20 protein-coding genes are annotated in these 20,418 nt (G+C 74.5%); 7 read left to right on the top strand and 13 right to left on the bottom strand.

All coding sequences use genetic code 11. The annotated features are described in order from the left end of the window. Positions 1-90: 90 nt before the first annotated feature. Positions 91-1,008, top strand: coding sequence for an alpha/beta fold hydrolase (locus C8D89_RS17300; protein WP_116709385.1), 918 nt, complete (start codon positions 91-93; stop codon positions 1,006-1,008). A gap of 5 nt (positions 1,009-1,013) precedes the next feature. Here the strand turns inward: C8D89_RS17300 and ptsP are convergent, their stop codons facing one another. The 3 genes from ptsP to dhaK are packed head-to-tail and all read right to left on the bottom strand — an operon-like array spanning position 1,014 to position 5,148. Continuing rightward, a complete protein-coding gene (ptsP, locus tag C8D89_RS17295) occupies positions 1,014-3,494 on the bottom strand; it encodes a phosphoenolpyruvate--protein phosphotransferase (RefSeq protein WP_116709384.1) in 2,481 nt (826 codons plus the stop codon). Beyond that, entirely contained in the window at positions 3,491-4,147 is a 657-nt protein-coding gene (dhaL, locus tag C8D89_RS17290; protein WP_116709383.1) for a dihydroxyacetone kinase subunit DhaL, read from the bottom strand. The genes ptsP and dhaL overlap by 4 nt, the downstream gene beginning before the upstream one ends. After that, on the bottom strand, positions 4,147-5,148 hold the full coding sequence (gene dhaK / locus C8D89_RS17285; RefSeq protein WP_116709382.1) for a dihydroxyacetone kinase subunit DhaK: 1,002 nt from the start codon (positions 5,146-5,148) through the stop codon (positions 4,147-4,149). Before dhaK ends, dhaL begins: the two co-directional genes overlap by 1 nt. A gap of 89 nt (positions 5,149-5,237) precedes the next feature. Between dhaK and C8D89_RS17280 the strand changes: the two genes are divergently transcribed. Next, on the top strand, positions 5,238-5,552 hold the full coding sequence (locus C8D89_RS17280; RefSeq protein ID WP_116709381.1) for a hypothetical protein: 315 nt from the start codon (positions 5,238-5,240) through the stop codon (positions 5,550-5,552). 127 nt (positions 5,553-5,679) lie between these two features. On the opposite strand, the gene C8D89_RS17275 is transcribed toward C8D89_RS17280, so the two are convergent. Then, positions 5,680-6,147, bottom strand: a complete 468-nt coding sequence (locus C8D89_RS17275; protein ID WP_116709380.1) for a hypothetical protein — start codon at positions 6,145-6,147, stop codon at positions 5,680-5,682. Next, entirely contained in the window at positions 6,144-7,607 is a 1,464-nt protein-coding gene (locus C8D89_RS17270; RefSeq protein ID WP_133251937.1) for an Nramp family divalent metal transporter, read from the bottom strand. Before C8D89_RS17270 ends, C8D89_RS17275 begins: the two co-directional genes overlap by 4 nt. A gap of 92 nt (positions 7,608-7,699) precedes the next feature. Between C8D89_RS17270 and C8D89_RS17265 the strand changes: the two genes are divergently transcribed. Continuing rightward, a complete protein-coding gene (locus tag C8D89_RS17265; protein ID WP_207787277.1) occupies positions 7,700-8,419 on the top strand; it encodes a GntR family transcriptional regulator in 720 nt (239 codons plus the stop codon). Positions 8,420-8,427: 8 nt separating this feature from the next. Here the strand turns inward: C8D89_RS17265 and C8D89_RS17260 are convergent, their stop codons facing one another. From C8D89_RS17260 to C8D89_RS17245, 4 genes are read right to left on the bottom strand one after another with little or no spacing between them, the layout of a single operon-like run. Further along, entirely contained in the window at positions 8,428-9,189 is a 762-nt protein-coding gene (locus tag C8D89_RS17260) for a dihydrodipicolinate synthase family protein (protein ID WP_116709377.1), read from the bottom strand. A 23-nt stretch (positions 9,190-9,212) separates the two neighbouring features. After that, on the bottom strand, positions 9,213-10,919 hold the full coding sequence (locus C8D89_RS17255) for an IlvD/Edd family dehydratase (protein WP_116709526.1): 1,707 nt from the start codon (positions 10,917-10,919) through the stop codon (positions 9,213-9,215). Beyond that, positions 10,919-11,647, bottom strand: a complete 729-nt coding sequence (locus tag C8D89_RS17250; RefSeq protein WP_207787276.1) for a FadR/GntR family transcriptional regulator — start codon at positions 11,645-11,647, stop codon at positions 10,919-10,921. Before C8D89_RS17250 ends, C8D89_RS17255 begins: the two co-directional genes overlap by 1 nt. A 1-nt stretch (position 11,648) precedes the next feature. Next, positions 11,649-12,944, bottom strand: coding sequence for an enolase C-terminal domain-like protein (locus C8D89_RS17245; protein ID WP_116709524.1), 1,296 nt, complete (start codon positions 12,942-12,944; stop codon positions 11,649-11,651). A 360-nt stretch (positions 12,945-13,304) separates the two neighbouring features. On the opposite strand from C8D89_RS17245, the gene C8D89_RS17240 reads away from it, so the two are divergent. The 3 genes from C8D89_RS17240 to C8D89_RS17230 all read left to right on the top strand — a co-directional run bounded on the left by C8D89_RS17240 (position 13,305) and on the right by C8D89_RS17230 (position 16,396). Then, positions 13,305-14,129 carry an alpha/beta fold hydrolase gene (locus C8D89_RS17240; RefSeq protein ID WP_116709376.1) on the top strand — a complete coding sequence of 275 codons (825 nt, stop codon included), beginning with the start codon at positions 13,305-13,307 and terminating at the stop codon, positions 14,127-14,129. A gap of 130 nt (positions 14,130-14,259) precedes the next feature. Continuing rightward, the gene (locus tag C8D89_RS17235; protein ID WP_116709375.1) at positions 14,260-14,838 is read left to right on the top strand and encodes a hypothetical protein; all 579 of its coding nucleotides are present in this window, start codon (positions 14,260-14,262) and stop codon (positions 14,836-14,838) included. A gap of 1 nt (position 14,839) precedes the next feature. Continuing rightward, complete coding sequence (locus tag C8D89_RS17230; RefSeq protein ID WP_116709374.1) at positions 14,840-16,396, top strand: FAD-dependent monooxygenase; 1,557 nt, start codon at positions 14,840-14,842, stop codon at positions 16,394-16,396. Positions 16,397-16,416: 20 nt separating this feature from the next. On the opposite strand, the gene C8D89_RS17225 is transcribed toward C8D89_RS17230, so the two are convergent. After that, positions 16,417-17,085: a haloacid dehalogenase type II gene (locus tag C8D89_RS17225; RefSeq protein ID WP_116709523.1), complete on the bottom strand. Its 669-nt coding sequence runs from the start codon at positions 17,083-17,085 to the stop codon at positions 16,417-16,419. Between the two features lie 14 nt (positions 17,086-17,099). Further along, positions 17,100-17,597, bottom strand: coding sequence for a nitroreductase family deazaflavin-dependent oxidoreductase (locus C8D89_RS17220; protein ID WP_116709373.1), 498 nt, complete (start codon positions 17,595-17,597; stop codon positions 17,100-17,102). Positions 17,598-18,163: 566 nt separating this feature from the next. Between C8D89_RS17220 and C8D89_RS17215 the strand changes: the two genes are divergently transcribed. Continuing rightward, positions 18,164-19,597 carry a DUF1996 domain-containing protein gene (locus C8D89_RS17215; RefSeq protein WP_133251936.1) on the top strand — a complete coding sequence of 478 codons (1,434 nt, stop codon included), beginning with the start codon at positions 18,164-18,166 and terminating at the stop codon, positions 19,595-19,597. A gap of 127 nt (positions 19,598-19,724) precedes the next feature. Here C8D89_RS17215 and C8D89_RS29325 read toward each other — a convergent pair whose 3' ends face one another. Continuing rightward, the gene (locus C8D89_RS29325) at positions 19,725-19,895 is read right to left on the bottom strand and encodes a hypothetical protein (protein ID WP_165825757.1); all 171 of its coding nucleotides are present in this window, start codon (positions 19,893-19,895) and stop codon (positions 19,725-19,727) included. Positions 19,896-20,059: 164 nt separating this feature from the next. Beyond that, positions 20,060-20,418, bottom strand: a 359-nt coding sequence (locus C8D89_RS17210) for a transposase (RefSeq protein WP_133251935.1), incomplete at its 5' end; no start/stop codon positions are given.

Here is a 20,418-nt window from a genome sequence, read left to right as displayed (position 1 = left end):
GGTCGTCCGCACTTGCCCGGCATGCCGTTCCGGCGTCGCGCTCCGGGGGCACGGCCGTGGGGAGACCGTGCCCCGTCGTGAGGAACCTCCATGCCCGCACCAGCGACGTCCCCGCGCCGGGACGCACTCCCGGGCGCCCGCAGCCGCGACGGCACGTGGGTCCGGACCTGGGACAACGAGGGCGCGGGCTACCCGGTCGTGATCAGCAACGGCATGGGCGCACCGCCGTCGGCATGGCCGTTGCTCGCCGACCCGGACTGCGGCGTGCACGCCGTGTCCTGGTACCACCGTGGCCTCGACGCCTCGCATCGGCCCACCGAGGCCGACCGGATCACCGTGGAGGACCACGCGGCCGACCTCGAGGCGGTCATGGACGCCGCCGGGATGGACCGCGCGGTGCTGGTCGGCTGGTCGCTCGGGGTCAACGTCGCCTTCGCCTTCGCCCGCCACCACCCCGAGCGGGTGGCCGGCATCCTGGCCGTCGGGGGTGTGGCCGGGGACCCGTTCCACATCCTGTTCGGCCCCGCCGGCGTGCTCCGCGAGTGGCGCGGGCCCCTCGGCCGAGCGGGCGCCTGGGCGCTGCGGTGGGTGGGCCCACCGGTCGCCGTCGCGGCGTCGATGGTTCCCCCGGTCCTCGACACCTTCCAGACCCTCGTCGCCCTGACCGGGACACCTCCGGCGCCGGGCCTGACCGCCACCAGCGCGGTCGCCCGGGAGTTCGCCACCCACCCGTGGACCTGGTACTCGCGGCTCGTCCTCGCCGCGGGCGAGCAGGAGCCCATGGACACCTCCTTCGCCACCTTCCCCGTGACGGTCGTCGCCGGCGTCCTCGACAACCTCGCCGCGTCCGACGACCTCCGGCACGCCGCGCGCCACCTGCCCGACGCGCGCTTCGTCTCGCTGCCCGGTGGCCACTTCCTGCCGCTGCAGTACCCGGCTCGACTCCACCGCGAGCTCCTCGACCTCGCCCGACGCACCGACCTGCCCGCGCCGCGCCGGGACGCGTGACGCCCTCAGCCCAGCAGCGCGCGCACGGACGGCGCGTCGGGGCACGCCAGCGCCGCGGTGGCCAGGTCGCGGGCCCGCCCGAGGTCGACCTCCCGCACGGCCTGCTTCACCGTGGCGACGGCGGCGGGGGCGACGCTGAGCTCGCGGACACCGAGCCCGATCAGCAGCGCCGCGGCCCGCTCGTCACCGGCCAGCTCGCCGCACACCGCGACGAGGACGTCGTGGTCGGCCCGGGCGGCCCCCTCGACGGTGGCGGCGACGAGCGCGAGGACCCCGGGATCGAGGGCGTCCGCGAGCGCCGCGAGCTCCTCGTTGCCGCGCTCGGCGGCCAGGGCGTACTGGGTGAGGTCGTTGGTGCCGATCGAGAGGAAGTCGACCAGCGGGGCGAACGCCGCGGCCTTGAGCGCGGCCGCCGGGACCTCGACCATGATGCCGACCCGCAGGCCCGCGGGGCGTCCGCGGCCCACGGCCTCGACCGCGTCGTCGAGGGCGCGGCGGGCCGCGACCAGCTCGTCGACCGCGGTCACCATCGGGAACATGACGTCGACCGGGTGGTCGTGGGCGACCCGTACGATCGCGCGGAGCTGGTCGGCGAGCAGCCCGGGCCGCGCGAGCGCCAGCCGGAGGCCGCGGACCCCGAGGAAGGGGTTGGCCTCCCGCGGCATCGACAGGTAGTCCAGGGGCTTGTCGCCGCCCACGTCGAGCGTGCGCAGGGTGACGCGCCGTCCGTCCAGGGCCTCGGCGATCGCCCGGTAGGCCGCCTCCTGTTCGTCGACGTCGGGTGCCGAGTCCCGGTCGAGGAAGCAGAACTCCGTGCGCACCAGGCCGGCGAGGTCGGCCCCCACCGCGGCCCGGGCGTCGCCGGCCGAGCCGACGTTGGCGCCGACGAGCACGGCCGTCCCGTCACGGGTCGCCGCGGGCTCGTGGGCCCGGTGGAGTGCGTCGTCCCGCCGCCGGTCACGCGCCGCGGCCCGGTCCCGGAACGCGCCGAGGGTCGACGGGTCGGGGTCGACGACGACCTCGCCGCTGGTCCCGTCGACTGCGAGCAGGGCGGCCTCCCCGGCGCGCGACGCGAGCGCGGTACCGACCCCGACGACGGCAGGGACACCCCGCGCCCGCAGCAGGATCACGGCGTGCGCGGTGGGACTGCCGCCGGCGAGCACGACCGCCGGCGTCCGGGCCGGGTCGAGCGCCGCGGCCTCGGCGGGCGTCAGGTCGTCGGCGACCAGGATCCCGTCCGGCACCGCACCGCGCTCCACGACTCCGCCCAGGGCACGCAGCACCTGGTCGCGCACGTCGCGGACGTCGCGGGCGCGGGCCCGCAGGTACTCGTCGGCGGCGACGTCGAACGTGCCCTCGATCTCGTCGAGCACCTCCGCCCAGGCCCGCGCGGCGTCGGTGCCCGCGTCGATGTGGGCACCGGTGTCCGCGAGCACGTCCGGGTCGTCGAGCAGCAGCAGCTGCGCGTCGAACACCGCGGCCTCGGCGTCGCCGATCTCGCGCGCGGCCCGGTCGCGGACACCTCGCAGGTGCTCCCGGACGCGGGCGCGGGCGTCGTCCAGGCGCCCGCGCTGCTCGGCCGGGGTGCCCGGCCTGGCCGCGGGCACGGTGACCGGCGCGGCACCCCCCGCCCGGGCCGGGCCGATCCCGATCCCGGGTGAGGCCGGGATCGGCTGCCCCGGCGTCGCCGGAGCCGCGACCGGTGGCGGCGCCGACCGCGCCGATGGGGCGTCGAGCTCGCCGAAGGCGTCGTCGGCGAGGTCGAGCAGGCGACGGACGGCGTCGGCGGCGTCGTCGCCGCGGGCGCGGACGGCCACGTCGTGCCCCTGGAGGGCGCCGAGGGTCGCGACCTTCGACAGGCTGGCGCCCGAGACCTCCGGGCCGTCGAGGGTGAGGTTGCGCAGCCGGACGTCGGCGTCGAGACCGCGCAACGCCTGCACGAGCAGGGCCGCGGGCCGCGCGTGCAGCCCGTGCGCCGGACGCACCGTGAACACGCCGTGCTCCTCCTCGCCCTGCGGCGCGCCCGGTTGCTCCGCCCCCGACGGCTCCGGTGCGGGCTCGCCCCGGTCCGGCTCCTCCGGGGCCAGGTGGACGGTCTTCGCGCCCAGGGCGTCGGTCGCCTCGGCGGCGACGTCCGCCGCCGAGGCGCCGCCGGCGGCGCTGACCGCGGCGACGACGAGGCCCTCGACCAGCGGCGCGGCGCACAGCACGGCGCGCTCGCGGACGTCGTCGTCGACCATCTCGAGGGCGAGCTCGGCGGAGAGCACCGCGCTGCCCATGTCCATCAGCACGACCACCCCGTCGCCCTGATCGGCGCGGGCGATGGCCTCGCTGATCGCCACGGCGTCGGTGCCGAAGCCGCCGTCGTCGAGCCCGGCGGCCACCTCGATCGGCGCGGCGGCACCGTGGAGCATCTCCCCCGCCAGCGCCGTCGCCGCCTCGCCGAGGGCCCGGCTGTGGGAGACCACGACGAGCCCGACGGTCACGACGGGTCGTCCTGCTCCGCGACCGCGTCGGCGGCCGCGGCGACGAGCAGGGCGGCCGACGTGGCGCCCGGATCCTGGTGGCCGGCGCTGCGCTCGCCCAGGTAGCTCGCACGGCCCTTGCGGGCCACGAGCGGGATCGTGGCGTCGCGCCCCTCGTCGGCGGCCGCGGACGCGGCACGCAAGCCGGCCGCGAGCGACTCGCCCCCACCGAGGGCGGCGTCGAGCGCGTCGAGGGCCGGCGCGAGGGCGTCGACCATCGTCTTGTCGCCGAGCTCGGCCTTGCCGCGGGCGACCACACCCTCGAGGCCCGCGCGCAGCGCCTTCGCGAAAGTCTCGGCGTCGAGCGTCGTCGCGCCGCCCGTGGCCGGGGCCATGCGCAGGAACAACGTGCCGTAGAGCGGTCCGCTCGCGCCCCCGACCGACTTGACCAGCGTCATGCCGGTCTGCTTGAGCAGCGCGGCCGGGTCGTCGGAGGACGCGGTGGCCAGCGCGTCGACCACCGCGGTCATGCCGCGGTGCATGTTCGCGCCGTGGTCCGCGTCGCCGATCGCGGCGTCGAGGGCGGTCAGGTGGTCCCGCTGCTCGGCCACGGACGCGGCGAACGTCCGCAACCAGCGCTGGAGTGCGGTGATGTCGACGACGTCGACCGCCATCACATGCCCCACCGCAGGCCGAGCGCGGCGACCGGAGCGTCCCAGAGCCGCAGCAGCTCGTCGTCGAAGCGTGTCAGGGTCACCGAGCAGCCGGCCATGTCCAGGCTCGTGACGTAGGGCCCGACGAGCGAGCGGACCGGGACGACCCCCGCATTGTCGAGGATGGCGGCGATCTCGGCGTACATGAGGTGCAGCTCGAGCATCGGGGTGGCGCCCATGCTGTTGACGAACACGAGCACGCCGTCCCCGCCGGTGAAGTCCAGGTCGGCCAGCAGCGGCTCCATGAGCATCTCGGCGATCTCGCGGGCGGGTGCCAGCGGGACGCGCCGGCGGCCGGGCTCGCCGTGGATGCCGATCCCGATCTCGATCTCGTCCTCGGGCAGGTCGAAGGTGGGGGTGCCCTTCGCCGGGACGGTGCAGGAGGTCAGCGCCATGCCCATGCTGCGGGTGTTGTCGTTGACCCGGCGCGCGAGATCGGCGAGCTCGGAGAGGCTGCGGCCCTGCTCGGCGGCCGCCCCGGTGATCTTCTCGACGGGCACCGCCGCCCCGGTGCCGCGGCGACCCGCGGTGAAGAGGCTGTCCTCGACGGCGACGTCGTCGTTGATGACGACCGCCGCGACCTCGGTGTCGGTCTCCGCGCCGGCGAGCTCGGCGGCCATGTCGAAGTTCATGACGTCGCCGGTGTAGTTCCACACGAGGTGCAGCACCCCGGCGCCGCCGTCGATGTTCTTGGTGGCCTCGGCCATCTGGTCGGGGACCGGGGACGTGAACACCTCCCCCGCGCAGACCGCGTCGAGCATCCCGGGCCCGACGAACCCGGCGTGCGCGGGCTCGTGCCCGGAACCCCCACCCGAGAGCAGACCGACCTTGCCCGAGACCGGCGCGTCGGCGCGGTAGACGATGCGGTGCTCGTGATCGACCCGCAGCTCGGGGTGGGCACGCTCCACCCCGCGCAGCGATTCCGCGACGAGATCGGCCGGATCGTTGAGAAGCTTCTTCATGGCACCGATTCCACCCCGTCGGGCGGAGTCGGGGAACCCCGTGCGACGGTCCGGGAACACCCGTCGACCCCGCACCCCGGAGGAGCACCGTGTACCTCGCGATCGCCAGTGACGGAGTCGAGCTCCGCCAGCCCGAGGTCGTGACCGACCTCTACGCGTCCTACTGGGAGCGGCTGGGACCGGACAGGATCGCCGCCGTGCTGGCGCAGCACGACGCGGGTGAGCTCTCCGAGGACCGCCAGCACGTCATGATCCCCGTGGCGACGCTGCGGCGTCTCGCCGCGGGGAGGGTCCCCGAGGGATGGGACGCCGACTTCGAGGGCATGCTCGCGAAGGCCCGGGAGCGGGGGTGGCTCAACGAGGCCGGTGACGCGGTCCAGGCGCACCTCGAGCGGGAACGCTGACCGGCACCGGCCGGGCCTCCTCGAGATCGACCCGCGTCGGGTGGCAGCGGCGGCGGTCCGCGGTCGGTGATCGCTCCCGTTGCTCCCCCGACCCGATGTCATCGGGTTGCCGGAGCACCGGGGAGGATCATGCGGCGGGCTCGGCCGACGGCCGGGGCACCGAGGCGTCGCCGGTCCCGGGCCGGCGCGGCAGCGTGGCCGCGTACCGCCGCACCCGGCGGGCCCGGAAGAGGGCGAACAGCGCCACGAGCCCGCCGAGCACCGCGAGGGGCGGCTCGAGCAGCAGGAGCCCGGCGGCGAGCAGCGCGCCGGTGAACCCGAGGACCTGCCACTGGCGCTGCGCGGTGAGGCATCGTGCCCGCTCGCGCTCGACCTCGTGGGGCTCGGCCTCGTGGGGCTCGGCCTCGGTCGGCGCGCCCGACGCCGCCGAGCTCCCCTCACCCCGGTCCCCCTGCAGCGCGAGCCATGCGTTGGCCACGCCCGCGAGCACGAAGATCGCCATCCACACCCACGCCCCCTGCGCGGCCCGCACCCCGGCCAGGGCCAGGAAACCCAGCCCGAGCACGACGTAGCGCCACTGCACCGTGGTGCTCACGCGATCACCTCCACCAGCTCGAGGATCGCGATCACGCCGCAGACGGTGAGGAACACCGAGCCGAGCGCGACCAGGGTGCGCAGCGTCCGCCCCATCCGGTAGGGCTCGGGCAGGTTGACCTTGTCGATGTAGAGCAGCCCGGCGCCGTAGATGCCGCAGGCGAAGACGCCGCCCAGGATCGCCGCCGGCGTCACCAGGTCGGTGAAGCTCAGGTCGGCGAGGATCGCGAGCAGGGCGATGATCCCGGTCCAGCCGTAGACGACGGGCCGGATGCCGCGCTGGCCGCGCGCCCGCACCCTCTCCGAGACCGCCGCCAGGCTCTCGTAGGCGGTCCACGAGTAGGCCTCCCAGAGCGCGTAGATCGTGCCGAAGAGGACCATGACGATCGCGACGATGTAGAAGTACTCGAAGACCGGCGCCACGACGCCGAAGAACTGCGACTGGTAGGTCAGGACGTCGTTCTCCTCGGGCACCTGCTGCTGCGCGCCCAGGATCGTCGCCCCGTTCATCATGAACGCGGCGGCGATGACACCGAGCGCCAGGAACGCCGCGAGCATGTCGAACAGCGGTGCCCGGCTCCACGCGCGCGCGGTGGCCACGTCCTCCGGCTCGGTGGACAGCGGGATCGGCGCGCGGTCGTCCTGCGCCGCGAGGTCGTCCTCGATGCGGGCGGCGTCCCGGTGGCCGAGCATCCCCCACTTCTTCTCGCGCAACATGCCGGTGTAGCCGATGTAGTCGTACATCCCGCCGCCGAGACCGCCCATGAACACCGCGAGCTCGACCCACACCGACGTCGCCGCCACGTCGGGGTACCGCTCCGCCACGAACGGGGCGTAGTCGGGGAAGACCGGCAGCAGCCCGCGGAGGGCGGCGAGCCAGTCCGGGTTCGACACGAACACCGCGACGAGCACCAGGACCACCATCAGCCCGGCGATCGCCACCTGCACCTTCTCCAGCACGGCGTAGCCGCCGAGGAAGGACAGGACCGCGGCGAGGAGCAGCACGCCGACCGCCCACAGGGTGGCACTGCCGGCGCCGAGGGCCTCCAGGTAATCCCCGAGCGCGGTCGCCACGCCGCTGGCCCAGCCCGGGAAGGAGGCGAAGCAGATCACCACCAGCACGATCGGGAACCACCCGCGCGGCCCCGGCAGCACCCGGGCGAAGCGCCGCATCGGGTGCTCCCCGGTGAGGGTGATGTAGCGGTTCGAGGCGTAGACGAGGGCGCCCTTGGCGAGGCAACCGACCACGACGGCCCAGAGCACCGCGTAGCCGAAGACGGCGCCCTCGCGGGAGGCGAGGATCGACTCGCCGCTGCCGATCGTGAGCGACGCGATGATCGCCCCGGGTCCGAAGTACCGCAGGGCGGTCGCCACCCCCACCCGTCGCTTGCGCAGCGCCGCCGGCGCCTCGGGCAGACGGAACATCGGGCCCGTGGCCCGGCTCGTCTCGGATGCGGCCATGTCGATCACTCAGATCGTGTAGGAAATTTCCTGTAGGGTGCGTGTGAGCCCGTTCACGCGTCAAGGGGTGGGCCGAGGCCGAGGGGACGGACATGAGCAGCGCAGCGCCGGGGGCGACGGTCGGTCCCCTACCCCGCCGTCAGATGCTGGCCGACGACGTCCACGAGGCGATCAAGGCGCTGATCATGGAAAACGCGATCGCGCCGGGCGCCCGTGTCTCGATCGACGGCCTCGCGCGCCAGCTCGGGGTCTCACCCACGCCGGTCCGCGAGGCGTTGGCGCGCCTCGAGTCGGCCGAGCTCGTGGTCAAGGAACCGCTGCGCGGCTACCGGACCACGCCGCTGCTCACCCGCGAGCAGCTCGACGACCTCTACCAGTTCCGGCTGCTCATCGAGCCGTGGGCGGCAGGTCGCGCCGCCGAACAGGCCGACGACGGCGGGCGGGACAGGCTCGAGGCCGAGATGCGGTCGTGCGCGACCCCCGCGGACGACACCTACGACTCCTACAAGGCGCTCGCCGCGCACGACACCCGCTTCCACGTCCTCGTGGCCGAGCTGGCCGGCAGCACGCAGGTCCGGCGGGCGTTCGAGCGCACCCACTGCCACCTGCACATCTTCCGGCTCCACTACGACCGGGGCCTCGGCGAGCAGACCCTCTCCGAGCACCGGAGGATCACGCGCGCGATCCTCGACCGCGACCCCACCGCGGCGGAGGCGGCGATGCGCGACCACCTCGAGACCGCCTGCTACGAGCGTCTGCGCCCCGTCTCCGAGGAGGCCGGCGGCCCCACGCGGGTCGACCCGCAGGGCTGACCGGCGTCTCACCCCATCCGCAGGACCTCCGACGTGCCGAACCGCTCCGCGACGAGCTGCTTGACCCCGCGGGGGAAGTCGCGCTCGCAGGCGAGGTGGGTCGGGGTGAGCTTGCGCAGGGCGTCGCCGTCGCCGGCGAACGCCGCGGCGCAGAGCTCGGGGGCGACGTTGGCCAGGGCGAGGATGCCGCCCGCGCAGCCGAGCGCCCCGGCCATGTGGAGCAGCGCCGGGTTCCCGGTCCAGACGGGCCCCGCGTAGGAGTCGACGGTGGCCAGCAGGCGGGTCGGGTCGCCCGAGGAGTCCTTGCAGCCCGCGACGGGCAACGAGGGCAGCATCTCCACCGGGATGCCGGGCGGGGACACGGCCGGGAAGTGGTAGGCGAGCACCGGCGTCGCGCCCGCGGCGTCCGCGAGGGCGCGGTAGTAGCCGGTCGGGTCGGCGAGACCGCGCGGGGTCCGGGCGATGACGGCGTCGACGCCGGTGTCGGGGGCTCGGGCGGTGAGCCGCGCCGCCTGGTGGGTCGACGCGGCGCTCGTGCCGCCCACCACGACGGTGTCGCCGACCGCGGCGCGCACCGCGCTGAACAGCCGCAGCCGCTCGTCGTCGTCGAGCGCGTCGGCCTCGCCGGTCGTGCCGGCCACCACGATCGCGTCGGCGCCGAGCTCGACCAGCCGCGCGGCCAGACCGGCCGTGGCGTCGGTGTCGACCTGCCGCCGGTCGTCGAAGAGCGTCACCAGGGCGACGCCGACGCCGGTGAAGACGGGATCCATCTCGTACCTCCTCCGGGAGACGTTCAGTGGGACTCGCGCGGGACCTCGGCTCCGCTGCGGCCGACCAGGAAGTCGAGGTCCGCGCCGTGGTCGGCCTGCAGCACGTGCTCGGTGTAGAGCCGGGTCCAGCCACGGCTGCTCGACGCCGCGGGCGGGCGCCACCGCGCGCGGCGGGCCGCCAGCTCGTCGTCGTCGACGTGCAGGACGAGCCGCCGGCCGGGCACGTCGAGCTCGATCTCGTCCCCGGTCTCCACGAGGGCGAGCGGCCCGCCGACGGCCGCCTCGGGCGCGACGTGCAGCACGACGGTGCCGTACGCCGTGCCCGACATGCGCCCGTCGGAGATGCGCACCATGTCGCGCACGCCACGCTCGAGCAGCTTGCGGGGCAGCCCGACGTTGGCGACCTCGGGCATCCCCGGATAGCCGCGCGGTCCGTTGTTGCGCAGCACCAGCACCGACGACGGATCCACGTCGAGCTCGTCGGCGACCGCCCGGTACTCCTCGGGCGACTCGAACACCAGCGCGCGGCCGCGGTGCCGACGCAGCGCGGGCGACGCCGCCGACTGCTTGATCACGGCTCCGTCGGGGGCGAGGTTGCCCCGCAGCACGGCGGTCCCGCTGCCCGCCGGAGCCATGGGCTCGTCGAACGGGTGGATGACCTCGCGGTTCCAGCACGCGGCGTCCGCGACCGCGTCCTTCACCGTGCCGCCGGCGACGGTGGGGCGCTCGAGATGGAGCAGCGGGGCGATCTCCCGCATCACCGCCGGCAGCCCACCGGCGTAGCAGAGGTCCTCCATGAGGAACCGGCCCGAGGGCTCGAGGTCGACCAGGGTGGGCACGTCGCGGCCCAGCGCATCGACGTCGTCGAGCGAGAACGGCACGCCCAGGCGCCCGGCGATCGCCGTCAGGTGGATCACGGCGTTGGTCGACCCGCCGATGGCCGCGTTGACCCGGACCGCGTCCTCGAACGCCTCCCGGGTCATGATCGTCGAGGGGCGGACGTCGCCCGCGACGAGCTCGACGATGCGCTGCCCCGCCCGCTGCGCGGTCTGGTCACGGCGGGCGTCGACGGCGGGCCAGGTCGCCGAGTACGGGAGCTGCATCCCCAGCGCCTCGGCGAGGCACGCCATCGTCGACGCGGTGCCCATCGTCATGCAGTGCCCGGGTGAGCGGGCCATCGCGCCCTCGGCGACCGCGCACTCGGCCTGCGTGATGGTCCCGGCGGCCAGCTCCTCCTCGAAGCGCCACACCTGCGTCCCCGAGCCCAGCTGGCGGCCCTGGTAGCGGCCGCTGAGCATCGGCCCGCCGGTGACCATGATCGCCGGGAGGTCGACGCTGGACGCGGCCATGAGCAGCCCGGGCGTGGTCTTGTCGCAGCCCGAGAGCAGGACCAGCCCGTCGAGCGGGTTGGCGCGCATCAGCTCCTCGGCCTCCATGGCCAGGAGGTTGCGGTAGAGCATCGCGGTGGGGCGCAGCAGCGTCTCGCCGAGCCCGGCGCACGGGAACTCCAGCGGGAACCCGCCGGACTGCCACACGCCCCGCTTGACCGCCTCGGCCACGCGGTGCAGGTGAGCGTTGCACGGCACGAGCTCCGACCAGGTCGTGGCGATCCCGATGACCGGCCGCCCGTCGAAGACCTCGTCGGTGACGCCCTGGTTGCGCATCCAGGAGCGGTGGATCATCCCCGACCGGCCCTCGGCACCGAACCACGCCGTGCTGCGTCCGCTCATCACCGGCCTCCCGCCGTCGTCAGGTGGGCGCGGACCCACTCCTCGACCTCGACGACGTGCGTGGTGGCGGCGGTCCACGCGGCGAGCGAGTCGCGGGCACGCAGGGCGCGCAGGATCGCCGTGTGCTGGTCGTGGGTCCAGGACAGGACGTCGTGCTCGACGATGGCGCGCCAGATGCGCACGCGTGCCGTGCGTCCGGCGACGGCCGCGGTCAGCGAGGCGAGTGTCGCGTTGCCGGCCGCGGCGGCGATCGCGGCGTGGAAGTCGAGGTCGTCCGCGACGAGGCGCTCGGGCTCGGTGAGCCGGCGCATCCGTTCGAGCCGTTCCTGGAGGTCCTCCAGGGCCGCGTCGTCGATGCGGGTCGCGGCCAGGGCGGTGGCGCCGGGCTCGAGCACGCGCCGGCACTCGAACAGTTCGGCGACCCCCTGCTCGTCGACCAGGTCGAGGAACGTGCCCGTGGCCCGCACCAGCCGCTCGGGACGCAGGTCGGTGACGAACGTGCCGTCACCCCGGCGCACCTCCAGCACGCCCGCGCCGGCGAGCGCGCGCACCGCCTCGCGCAGCGACAGGCGCGACACGTGCAGCTCGGCGGCCAGGTCCGCCTCCGGCGGCAGCCGCTCCCCCGCGGCGAACTCGCCGTTCTCCACGCGGGCGACGAGAGCCCCGATCACCCGGTCGACGACGCTGTCGGTCCGGACGCCGCGGCGTTGCGCCTCCTGGATCGCCACCTCAGCGCCTCCACACCGCGCCGTGGGGGAAGGCGTACGCGGCCCGGGACGCCGGCAGGATCTCCGCGCTGTAGCCCGGCCGGGTCGGTGGGAGGTACGACGCCCCGCGCATCCGGACCGGGTCGACGAAGTGCTCGTGGAGGTGGTCGACGTACTCGATCATCCGATCCTCGCGGGTGCCGCTGACGGCGACGTAGTCGACCATCGACAGGTGCTGGACCAGCTCGCAGAGCCCGACGCCACCGGCGTGCGGGCAGACCGGGACGTCGTGCGCCGCGGCGAGCAGCAGGACCGCGACGGCCTCGTCGACGCCGCCGGGACGCGCCGCGTCGAGCTGGCAGACACCCATCGCGCCCGCGGCCAGGAACTGCTTGAACATCACCGCGTTGTGCGCGTGCTCGCCGGTGGCGACACGGGTGGGCGCGATGGCGCGGGCGATGGCGGCGTGGGCGAGGACGTCGTCGGGGCTGGTCGGCTCCTCGAACCACCAGATGTCGTAGGGCGCGAGCGCCTCGGCCCAGCGCACCGCCGCCGCGGCCCCGAGGGCCTGGTTGGCGTCGATCATCAGGCGCCGGCGGGGACCGATCACCTCCCGGGCGAGCGCACAGCGGCGGACATCGTCGGCGAGGTCCCCGCCGACCTTCAGCTTGACCGCGTCCCAGCCCGCGTCGACGGCCTCCCGGCACAGGCGCACGAGCTTGTCGTCGTCGTACCCCAGCCAGCCGGCGCTGGTCGTGTAGGCCGGGTAGCCCTCCTCGCGGAGCCGCGCCTCGCGCTCCTCGCGGCCGGGGACCTGCTTCTCGAGCAGCTCGAGCGCGGCCTCCGGGGTGAGGGTGTCCCGCAGGTAGCGCCAGTCGACCAGGTCCACCAGCTGCTGCGGGGTCATCTCCGCGAGCACCTTCCACACCGGCTCGCCGACGGCCTTGCCGATCAGGTCCCAGGCGGCGTTGACGACCGCGGCGAGCCCGAGCTGGATCGTCCCCTTCGCCGGGCCGAGCCACCGCAGCTGGCTGTCGGCCTGCAGGTGCCGGGAGAACCCGCCCGGGTCGGCCACGAGCTCGGCGATCGGCCGGCCCCGCGCGCGACGGCCGATCGCCTCGGCGGCCGCGACCGCGAGCTCGTTGCCCCGCCCGATCGTGAACGTGAAGCCGTGACCCTCGAGACCGACGTCGGTGTGCAGGACGACGTACGCCGCCGAGTAGTCCGGTGCCTCGTTCACGGCGTCGGAGCCGTCGAGCGCGCGCGACGTCGGGAAGCGGAGATCCACGGTCTCCACGTCGACGATGACCCCGTTCATGCTCATCGCTCTGACCTCCCGGACACCTGACCCGAACACGTTCAGGGACAACGGGCCGAGCAGCCACCGTGCCAGCACGAGACATCAGATGTCGAGGGCTCCGTCGGGGCTGTCGACGAGCGCGGACCCGGAGATGACTCCGCACCGCACCCCGCCGGTCGGCGACGCTGCGCGCGCACCGGGGAACGCAGAGCGTTCGGCGGGAGGAAATCGAGGAGAACGTCCCGGCCACACGCTCCCGATCACCGACGGGTCCGGGGTACGGTCGCCGAATCCGGGCTCCCGCAGTGCGGCGGGGACCATTCTGCGTGATCGCGCGAACAGTTCGAGGTCCGACGACCCGCACGGGGGAGACGTCGCATGGGAACCATCACGGTCGACGACGGCACGGAGATCTTCTACAAGGACTGGGGCTCGGGTCAGCCGATCGTGTTCAGCCACGGCTGGCCGCTCTCGGCGGACGACTGGGACGCCCAGATGATGTTCTTCGTGCAGCAGGGCTACCGGGTCGTCGCCCACGACCGGCGGGGCCACGGACGGTCGAGCCAGACCGACGACGGTCACGACATGGACCACTACGCCGACGATCTCGCGGCTCTGACGGCGCACCTCGACCTCAGGGACGCCGTCCACATCGGGCACTCCACCGGCGGGGGCGAGGTGGTCCGCTACCTGGCCCGCCACGGCGAGGCCCGCGTGGCCAAGGCCGCGCTCATCAGCGCCGTGCCGCCGTTGATGGTGCAGACCGACGCCAACCCGGGCGGGCTGCCCAAGAAGGTCTTCGACGACCTGCAGGCACAGCTCGCGGCCAATCGCTCGGTGTTCTATCGCGAGGTGGCAGCAGGCCCGTTCTACGGTTTCAACCGCGACGGCGTCGAGCCTTCCGAGGCCATGATCCAGAATTGGTGGCGACAGGGCATGATGGGCGGCGCGAAGGCGCACTTCGACGGCATCGTCGCCTTCTCGCAGACGGACTTCACCGAGGATCTGAAGAAGATCACGGTGCCGGTCCTCGTGATGCACGGCGACGACGACCAGGTCGTGCCCTACGCGGACTCGGCGCCCCTGTCGGCCGAGCTCCTGCCGAATGCGACGTTGAAGACCTACGAGGGATTCCCGCACGGCATGCCGACCACGGAGGCCGAGACCATCAACACCGACCTCCTGGCGTTCATCAGGTCCTGACGCCCGCGGCCTCGCGGACCATCGCCCCGCCTCGGCGGGGTCGGCCGGCCCTCACACGTGCCCGGTCCGGCGGCGAGCATCGACGACGGTGCCGCCCGCCCGCGGCCCGGGATCGACGAGGGGGCCCGGCATGACCGATCGCGAGGAGCGGACGACGAGCACGTCACCGCTCCCCCACCGCGCGGCCTGGCGCGCGGTCGCGCGATGCGTGGCCGTGTCGCTGGGCCTGCTGGTCCGGGGGCGGCTGCGCAGCCCGCGCACCTGGGTGGGCGCACGGGTGCGGTTCGCCGACGGGAGCACCTCGACGATCTACCGCGAGACGGTGGTCGCGGGCGCCGTCGCGGCCCGCCCCTGCGCGCTGGTGGTGCGCTTCCGGTTGCGGGGGGTGCGGGGCCGGGGGCACGCCCTGTTCCGCGCCGAGAGCCTGCTCAACACGCCGCTCTTCGCCGGGTTCCCCGGGTTCGTCGCGAAGTGGTGGCTCGCGGCCGACGAGAACGGCACCTACCGCGGGCTCTACGAGTGGGACGGGGCCGACCGGGCCGACGCGTACGCCCGGGCTCTCTGGCGGGTGCTCGCGCTGGTCAGCGTCCGCGGCTCGATCGCCTACACGGTGCTGCCCGACCGTCACCGGGACGACCTGCTCGCTCTCCCGGCGCCGCTCGACCCGCACCCCGCGCCCGCCGCGTGGTGGCGCCCGGTTGCGAGCTGAGATGTCCCCCGACGTGCTGGTCGTCGGCGCCGGACCCACGGGCCTGGCGCTGGCCCTGCACGCCCATGCGCACGGCTCCCGCGTGCGCATCGTCGACCGTCGCACCGGCCCCCGACCGTCGCGGGCGCTGGTGGTGCACCCCCGCACGCTCGAGCAGCTCCGTCCCCTCGGGGTGGTCGACGCCCTGCGGCGCCGGTCCCTCGAGCACCCGGAGGCGCTGGTGCACCTGGGCTCCCGGACGGTGCGTGTCCGGCTCGACGATCTGGGGATCGACGGCGGGCCGGCGAGCCATCCCTGGATGGTCCGCCAGCAGGACGTCGAGGACGTGCTGGCCGAGGCGCTCGGGCGGCGCGGCGTCCCCGTCGAGCGGGGACCGGCGCTCGCCGGGCTGGACGTGACCGGCAGGGACGGGGCGTGCGCGCTGCTGCGGGGGCCGGGAGGCGAGGAGCGCGTCGAGGCCCGGTGGGTGGCGGGGTGCGACGGCGTGGGGAGCACGGTGCGCACGCTCGCCGGCATCCCCGTCGTGTCCCGTCCCTACCGGCAGGAGGTCCTCCTCGCCGACGTCGACCTGGCCGCCGAGCACGGCACGGACCTCGAGCCCGGGGTCGCCCACGTCGCCGCCGGGCGCGGCGGGTTGCTGTTCGTCTTCGCCCTCGGTGAGCGCGCGTCGTGGCGGGTCCTCGCCACCCGGGGACCGAGCGGCCCCGGGCCCCACGGCCCGCCCGACCGTGCCGAGCTGCAGCAGCTGCTCGACGCGAGCGGTCTCGGGGTCCGGGTCGCCCGGGTGGCCTGGTCGGATCGGCTCCTGCTGGCCCGCCGGCTGGCCGAGTGCTACCGGCGCGGACCGCTCTTCCTCGCCGGCGACGCCGCGCACAGCCACTCCCCCGCGGCCGCGCAGGGGATGAACCTCGGCCTGCAGGACGCGGCCGCCCTCGGGTGGCGGCTCGCCCACGCGGACTCGGCACGACAGCCCGAGGTCCTCCTCGACTCCTACTCCGACGAGCGCCGACCCGTGGCCCGCGCGTCGATCACCCTCACCGACCTCGTGTTCTGGGCCGAGTCCTCACCGGCCACCGTCGCCGGGTTGCTCCGCGGCGTGGTCGCGCCCCTCGCCGCCCCGCTGGCGCCGGCGCTGCTGCGCCGCCGCACGCTCACGGCGCCGGTGCTGCGGCTGCTCGCCGGCCTGTGGGTGCACCACCGGCACAGCGCGTTGTCGCGCGACGACCTCCCCGGACACCGCGGCCTGCGGCCCGGCGACCGGCTGCCGGACGCCGTGGTCGTGGCGGACCGCGGGCCGGTCCGGCTGCACGACCTGACCGCCCGCCCGGGAACCCACGTCCTGCTCGCCCGCAACGCCCGCGACGTCCCGAGCGCAGCCGTGGGTCCGGGGGTGGCTGTGCACCGGCTCCGCGACCGTCCGGGCACGACCATCGACGCGGTCCGCCCCGACGGCTACCTCGGCTACCGGGGCACCGACCCGGCCCGCCTGTGCGGCTGGCTGGGAGACATCGGCGCACTCGATCCGGAGCGGGCACCGACCCACCGGCACCCCGTCTGATCCCTGTCGGGCCCGTCGGATCAGCTCAGCGCGAGGAGGCCGTCGACGACCTCGACCAGGTCGGCACCGTGCACGTCCGCGGGGAGGAAGACGTCGGCGTGCTCGCCCTCGAGGCGCGCGCACCAGCCGGCGAGGGCGCCGGCGCGCGTGGCGCCGTGGCAGTCCCAGGCGTGCACGGCGACCAACGCCATCCGCTCGAGCGGCGTCCCGAGCTTCTCCGCAGCGGTGCGGTAGATGCCCGGCGCCGGCTTCCACACCCCGGCCATCTCGGCCGTGACCACCTCGTCGACGAACGCGGCGAGCCCCGCGCCCTCCAGGAACCGTCGGGTGTTCTCCGGGTTGCCCACGGTCAGGCAGCCCACCCGGATCCCGGCCTCGGTGAGCCTGCGGAGCGCCGGTTCCGCGTCCGGCAACGCCGGCAGGCTCGCGAATCCGTCCAGCACGTGGTCGACGTCGGCCGCGCTCATGGTCTGGCGGCTCTCGACACGCAGGGACGCGCGGGCCACCGCGTCGAACTGGGCGAAGTCCCCGGCGAGCGTGAGAGCCATCGCGTCGCGCTGGAAGCGCATGAACCAGGGACCGAGCATCTCGCGGGGACGGCCGACGGTCTCGAGGCGGTCAGCCAGCGGATCCAGATCGAGCAGGGTCTCGAGAACGTCGAACACCACGGCGTCACAGCGCGGGGACATCATGCTCCTTCGGGTCACGTCGACGGCCGGGGTGTGGGGCTGAGCAGGACGAGGGGCACGCCCTGCTCGGCGTCGGCGCCGAGGCGCTGGTAGGCGGCCGACGAGCCGTCGAGGTTGCGGTCGAGCATGCGCATGAGCGCCGCGGCCGTGCGCGGTCGTCGCACCGCATACTCGGCGAGCAGCCGGCCCGACTCGTCGGACGGCAGCGGGTAGGCCCAGCCGTCGCGCCTCCGCCGACCCACCTGGTAGGTGACCTCGGGGTGCGCGACGACGTTGCGGAACCACTGCGCCCGGCGGCCGTAGCCCGACGCGACGACGTACGACCCGGCCACCGGCCCGCGGCCGACGACCTCGAGCACGACCCGGCGAGGGCGGCCCGTGGTGCGTCCGACGTGGGTCAACAGCACGAGGCGTCGCCCGAAGATCCAACCCAGGCCGCAGCGGTAGACCAGGATGGGCGCCCGGACGAGGGCACGCGTGAGCCGGTGCCGCGCCGGCGCCGCGGTACGCACGGGCCTTCCTCCCTCCGCGTCGGAGCCCGAGTGCACCTCCCACAGGCGGGGCGGCGCCACCGACCCCGCCGGACGTCAGCTGATCGCAAGGCGCCGTCGGCTCCCACACCGGCACACCGCATTCATTCGCATGTGCCGCTCTTCCTCCGAATCGGTGGGCGGCCTCGTCCCGGGAAATCGATACCTCGCGTGCACCGACAACGCCGAGAACGGCGCGCTCCATGCGAACGGCGAAGCTTGCCATCTCCTGACGATCGCTGAGCGTCCGCCTGAGAGTGGTGAGATCCGGAAAGGCGCGCGATTCCGCTGATCGCACCATCACGATGCCGCTGGTCGCGCTCGGCGGACCCGCGAGCGCCGCTCCCACCGATTCTCTCTCAGCCTCGCTCCCGTCCATCGACGGTCTTCCTACGGTCCCCCGACATCGGATCGCCGAGCGTCGTCGCTCTTCCCCTCGATGCCCGTCGCTCGCCTCCGACGCCATGACCGACACCCACCCCTCGAGCGCGGGACGGGCTCCCTCTGGACGTCCAGCCGTCCCGCGTCGAGACGGCCAGGAGGTTCCCGTGCCCCGACGCGGAAGACATCGCACCACCGGACCCGTACGCCTCGTCGCCGCCGCTGCCGCCGTGCTGATGGCCGGCGGTGTCGCCGTGGCCGCCGGCTCGGCGTCCGCCCACCCCGGATCGGATTCCGCCGACGGCTCCGGGGTCCTCAGCAGCCTCAGCGAGACGCTCGGTCCGGGCGAACGCGACGAACATGACGGGGGCAGGGAGGACGCGGAGAACGACCGCGACCGCGGCGACCGGGACGACCGCGACCGCGGCGACCGGGACGACCGCGACCGCGGCGGCCGGGACGACCGCGGGGACCGCGGGGACCGCGGGGACCGCGGCGGCGACCACGGCGACCGCGACCGCGGTCACGAGCGGGACCGCGGCGACCGCGGCGACCGCGGCGACCGCGGCGACCGCGGCGACCGCGGCGACCGCGACCGTGAGGACGGCGACCGTGGAGACGGCAAGGACGAGGGCGAGCAGGGCCAGGACGACGAGGGCCAGGACAAGAAGGGCCGGGACAAGGAGGGCCAGGACGAGGAGCAGTTCAAGGGCCGCGACCAGGCGGCGCCGCCCGACGCCTCCGACTTCGTCGACATCCGAGAGGTCGCTCCCGGTGCGGGCGAGGGTCTCGGCGGGCAGTTCTCCGCGGCCGGCACGTTCCGCGTCGACTGCGGGACGAACGGCGACGGCGCTCACCGGAACAGCGACAACATCGTGCTGGGGCCGGGCAAGCGCAACGCCGCCCAGCACGTCCACGACTACGTCGGCACCACGGCCACGACCTTCGCCTCGTCGGACGAGGAGCTGCTGTCGGCGAGCACGACCTGCACGAACGGCGACCAGTCGACCTACTACTGGCCGGTGATCCGCGACCTCAACAGCACCGGCCCGGACGCCTTCGACGACGGCGGCGGGCTGGACGGCAACTTCGGTGCGATCCTCCCGGTCACGTCGGTCGACCTGACGTATCACGGCAACCCCACCGAGGACGTCGTCGCCGCGCCGCAGGGCCTGCGCATGCCCACCGGTGACGCCAAGGCCGGCACCAACGGGGACGAGAACGCGAACGCGAAGTGGACCTGCACCGGGTTCGAGGACCGGACGACGACGCAGTACCCGCTCTGCCCCGAGGGCAGCGACCTCGTCCGCATCCTCGACTTCCCCAGCTGCTGGGACGGGGAGAACACGGACTCGGAGGACCACCGCTCGCACCTGGTCTTCCCCGAGGAGGACGGGTCGTGCGCCGGGGGCACCCAGGCCGTCCCGGCCCTGCGGATGACGCTGACCTACGACCGTCCCGACGGCCGCGCCTTCGCCCTCGACTCCTTCCCGGAGCAGCAGCACGACCCGGCGACCGACCACGCCAGCTCGATCAACCTGATGTCGGAGACGCTGATGGACCGTGCCGTCGACTGCATCAACGACGGACGGACCTGCTGACACGACCGACTTTCCCAGGGGCCGCCCACCGCGCCGCGGTGGGCGGCCCCTGCAGCTACGAACTTCACGCCGAACGCCCCTGGTCACCCCTCGTGACTCGGATGTCGGTGCCGGCCCGGGCGTCACCCTAGAACGGCGGATCGCCGGGGTCGCTGAGCAGGTTCGGTGCGGTCGTCGTCGCCGACGCGCTGCTCGGGCGGGCCGAGGTGGTCCGTCCGGTGATCTTGGTGAACCAGTCGGGGTCGATGGGTTCGTCGTCGGGCCAGCGGTCGTCGGGCAGGGCACGCCAGGCGGTCACGACCGGCCTCGACCATGCGTGGTGACCCGTCCACCGCCGTCACCGACGCCCCGCGGTCCGCCGCCGCCATGGGCCCCAGTCCCGCGGCGACGTCGAGGACACGACGCTTCTATGTGTTGTCAAGCCGTCCGGGAGAACGGAAGGCTGCGCGGTCCTGTTCGAGGTCAGCTCGGTGCGTTGGTCATGGCGGTGGTCAGGGAACGGAAGAGCTGGCGGGCGATGTAGCGCTTGAGGCAGCGGCGGACTTCTCGGGTCGACTTGCCCTCGGCGGTGCGTCGAGCGACGTAGGCGCGGGTAGCAGGGCAGTCACGCATGCGGGCTCTGGCGATGGTGTGGATCGCCTTGTTCAGGGCGCGGTCGCCGCCGCGGTTGAGCCGGTGGCGGGTGGTGCGCCCGCTGCTGGCCTCGAGCGGGCTGGTCCCACCGAGGGCGGCGAACGCGGCCTCGCTGCGGCAGCGCCCGGGGTGGGAGAACGACACGATGACCTGGGCGGCGCAGATCGGACCGATCCCCTTGTGGTCGG

The sequence above is a fragment of the Actinomycetospora cinnamomea genome (genome assembly GCF_003096675.1).
In the GTDB taxonomy this organism is placed as follows: domain Bacteria; phylum Actinomycetota; class Actinomycetes; order Mycobacteriales; family Pseudonocardiaceae; genus Actinomycetospora; species Actinomycetospora cinnamomea.
The sequence above is the reverse complement of the archived record's forward strand: the minus strand, read 5'-3'. Positions and strand labels throughout refer to the sequence as shown.

Bases quoted from the DNA above. Each gene is read 5' to 3' on its own strand.
- C8D89_RS17300 (WP_116709385.1), top strand. From the start codon at position 91: ATGCCCGCACCAGCGACGTCCCCGCGCCGGGACGCACTCCCGGGCGCC.
- dhaL (WP_116709383.1), bottom strand. From the start codon at position 4,147: ATGGCGGTCGACGTCGTCGACATCACCGCACTCCAGCGCTGGTTGCGG.
- dhaK (WP_116709382.1), bottom strand. From the start codon at position 5,148: ATGAAGAAGCTTCTCAACGATCCGGCCGATCTCGTCGCGGAATCGCTG.
- C8D89_RS17270 (WP_133251937.1), bottom strand. From the start codon at position 7,607: ATGGCCGCATCCGAGACGAGCCGGGCCACGGGCCCGATGTTCCGTCTG.
- C8D89_RS17265 (WP_207787277.1), top strand. From the start codon at position 7,700: ATGAGCAGCGCAGCGCCGGGGGCGACGGTCGGTCCCCTACCCCGCCGT.
- C8D89_RS17260 (WP_116709377.1), bottom strand. From the start codon at position 9,189: ATGGATCCCGTCTTCACCGGCGTCGGCGTCGCCCTGGTGACGCTCTTC.
- C8D89_RS17255 (WP_116709526.1), bottom strand. From the start codon at position 10,919: ATGAGCGGACGCAGCACGGCGTGGTTCGGTGCCGAGGGCCGGTCGGGG.
- C8D89_RS17245 (WP_116709524.1), bottom strand. From the start codon at position 12,944: ATGAACGGGGTCATCGTCGACGTGGAGACCGTGGATCTCCGCTTCCCG.
- C8D89_RS17240 (WP_116709376.1), top strand. From the start codon at position 13,305: ATGGGAACCATCACGGTCGACGACGGCACGGAGATCTTCTACAAGGAC.
- C8D89_RS17235 (WP_116709375.1), top strand. From the start codon at position 14,260: ATGACCGATCGCGAGGAGCGGACGACGAGCACGTCACCGCTCCCCCAC.
- C8D89_RS17230 (WP_116709374.1), top strand. From the start codon at position 14,840: ATGTCCCCCGACGTGCTGGTCGTCGGCGCCGGACCCACGGGCCTGGCG.
- C8D89_RS17225 (WP_116709523.1), bottom strand. From the start codon at position 17,085: ATGTCCCCGCGCTGTGACGCCGTGGTGTTCGACGTTCTCGAGACCCTG.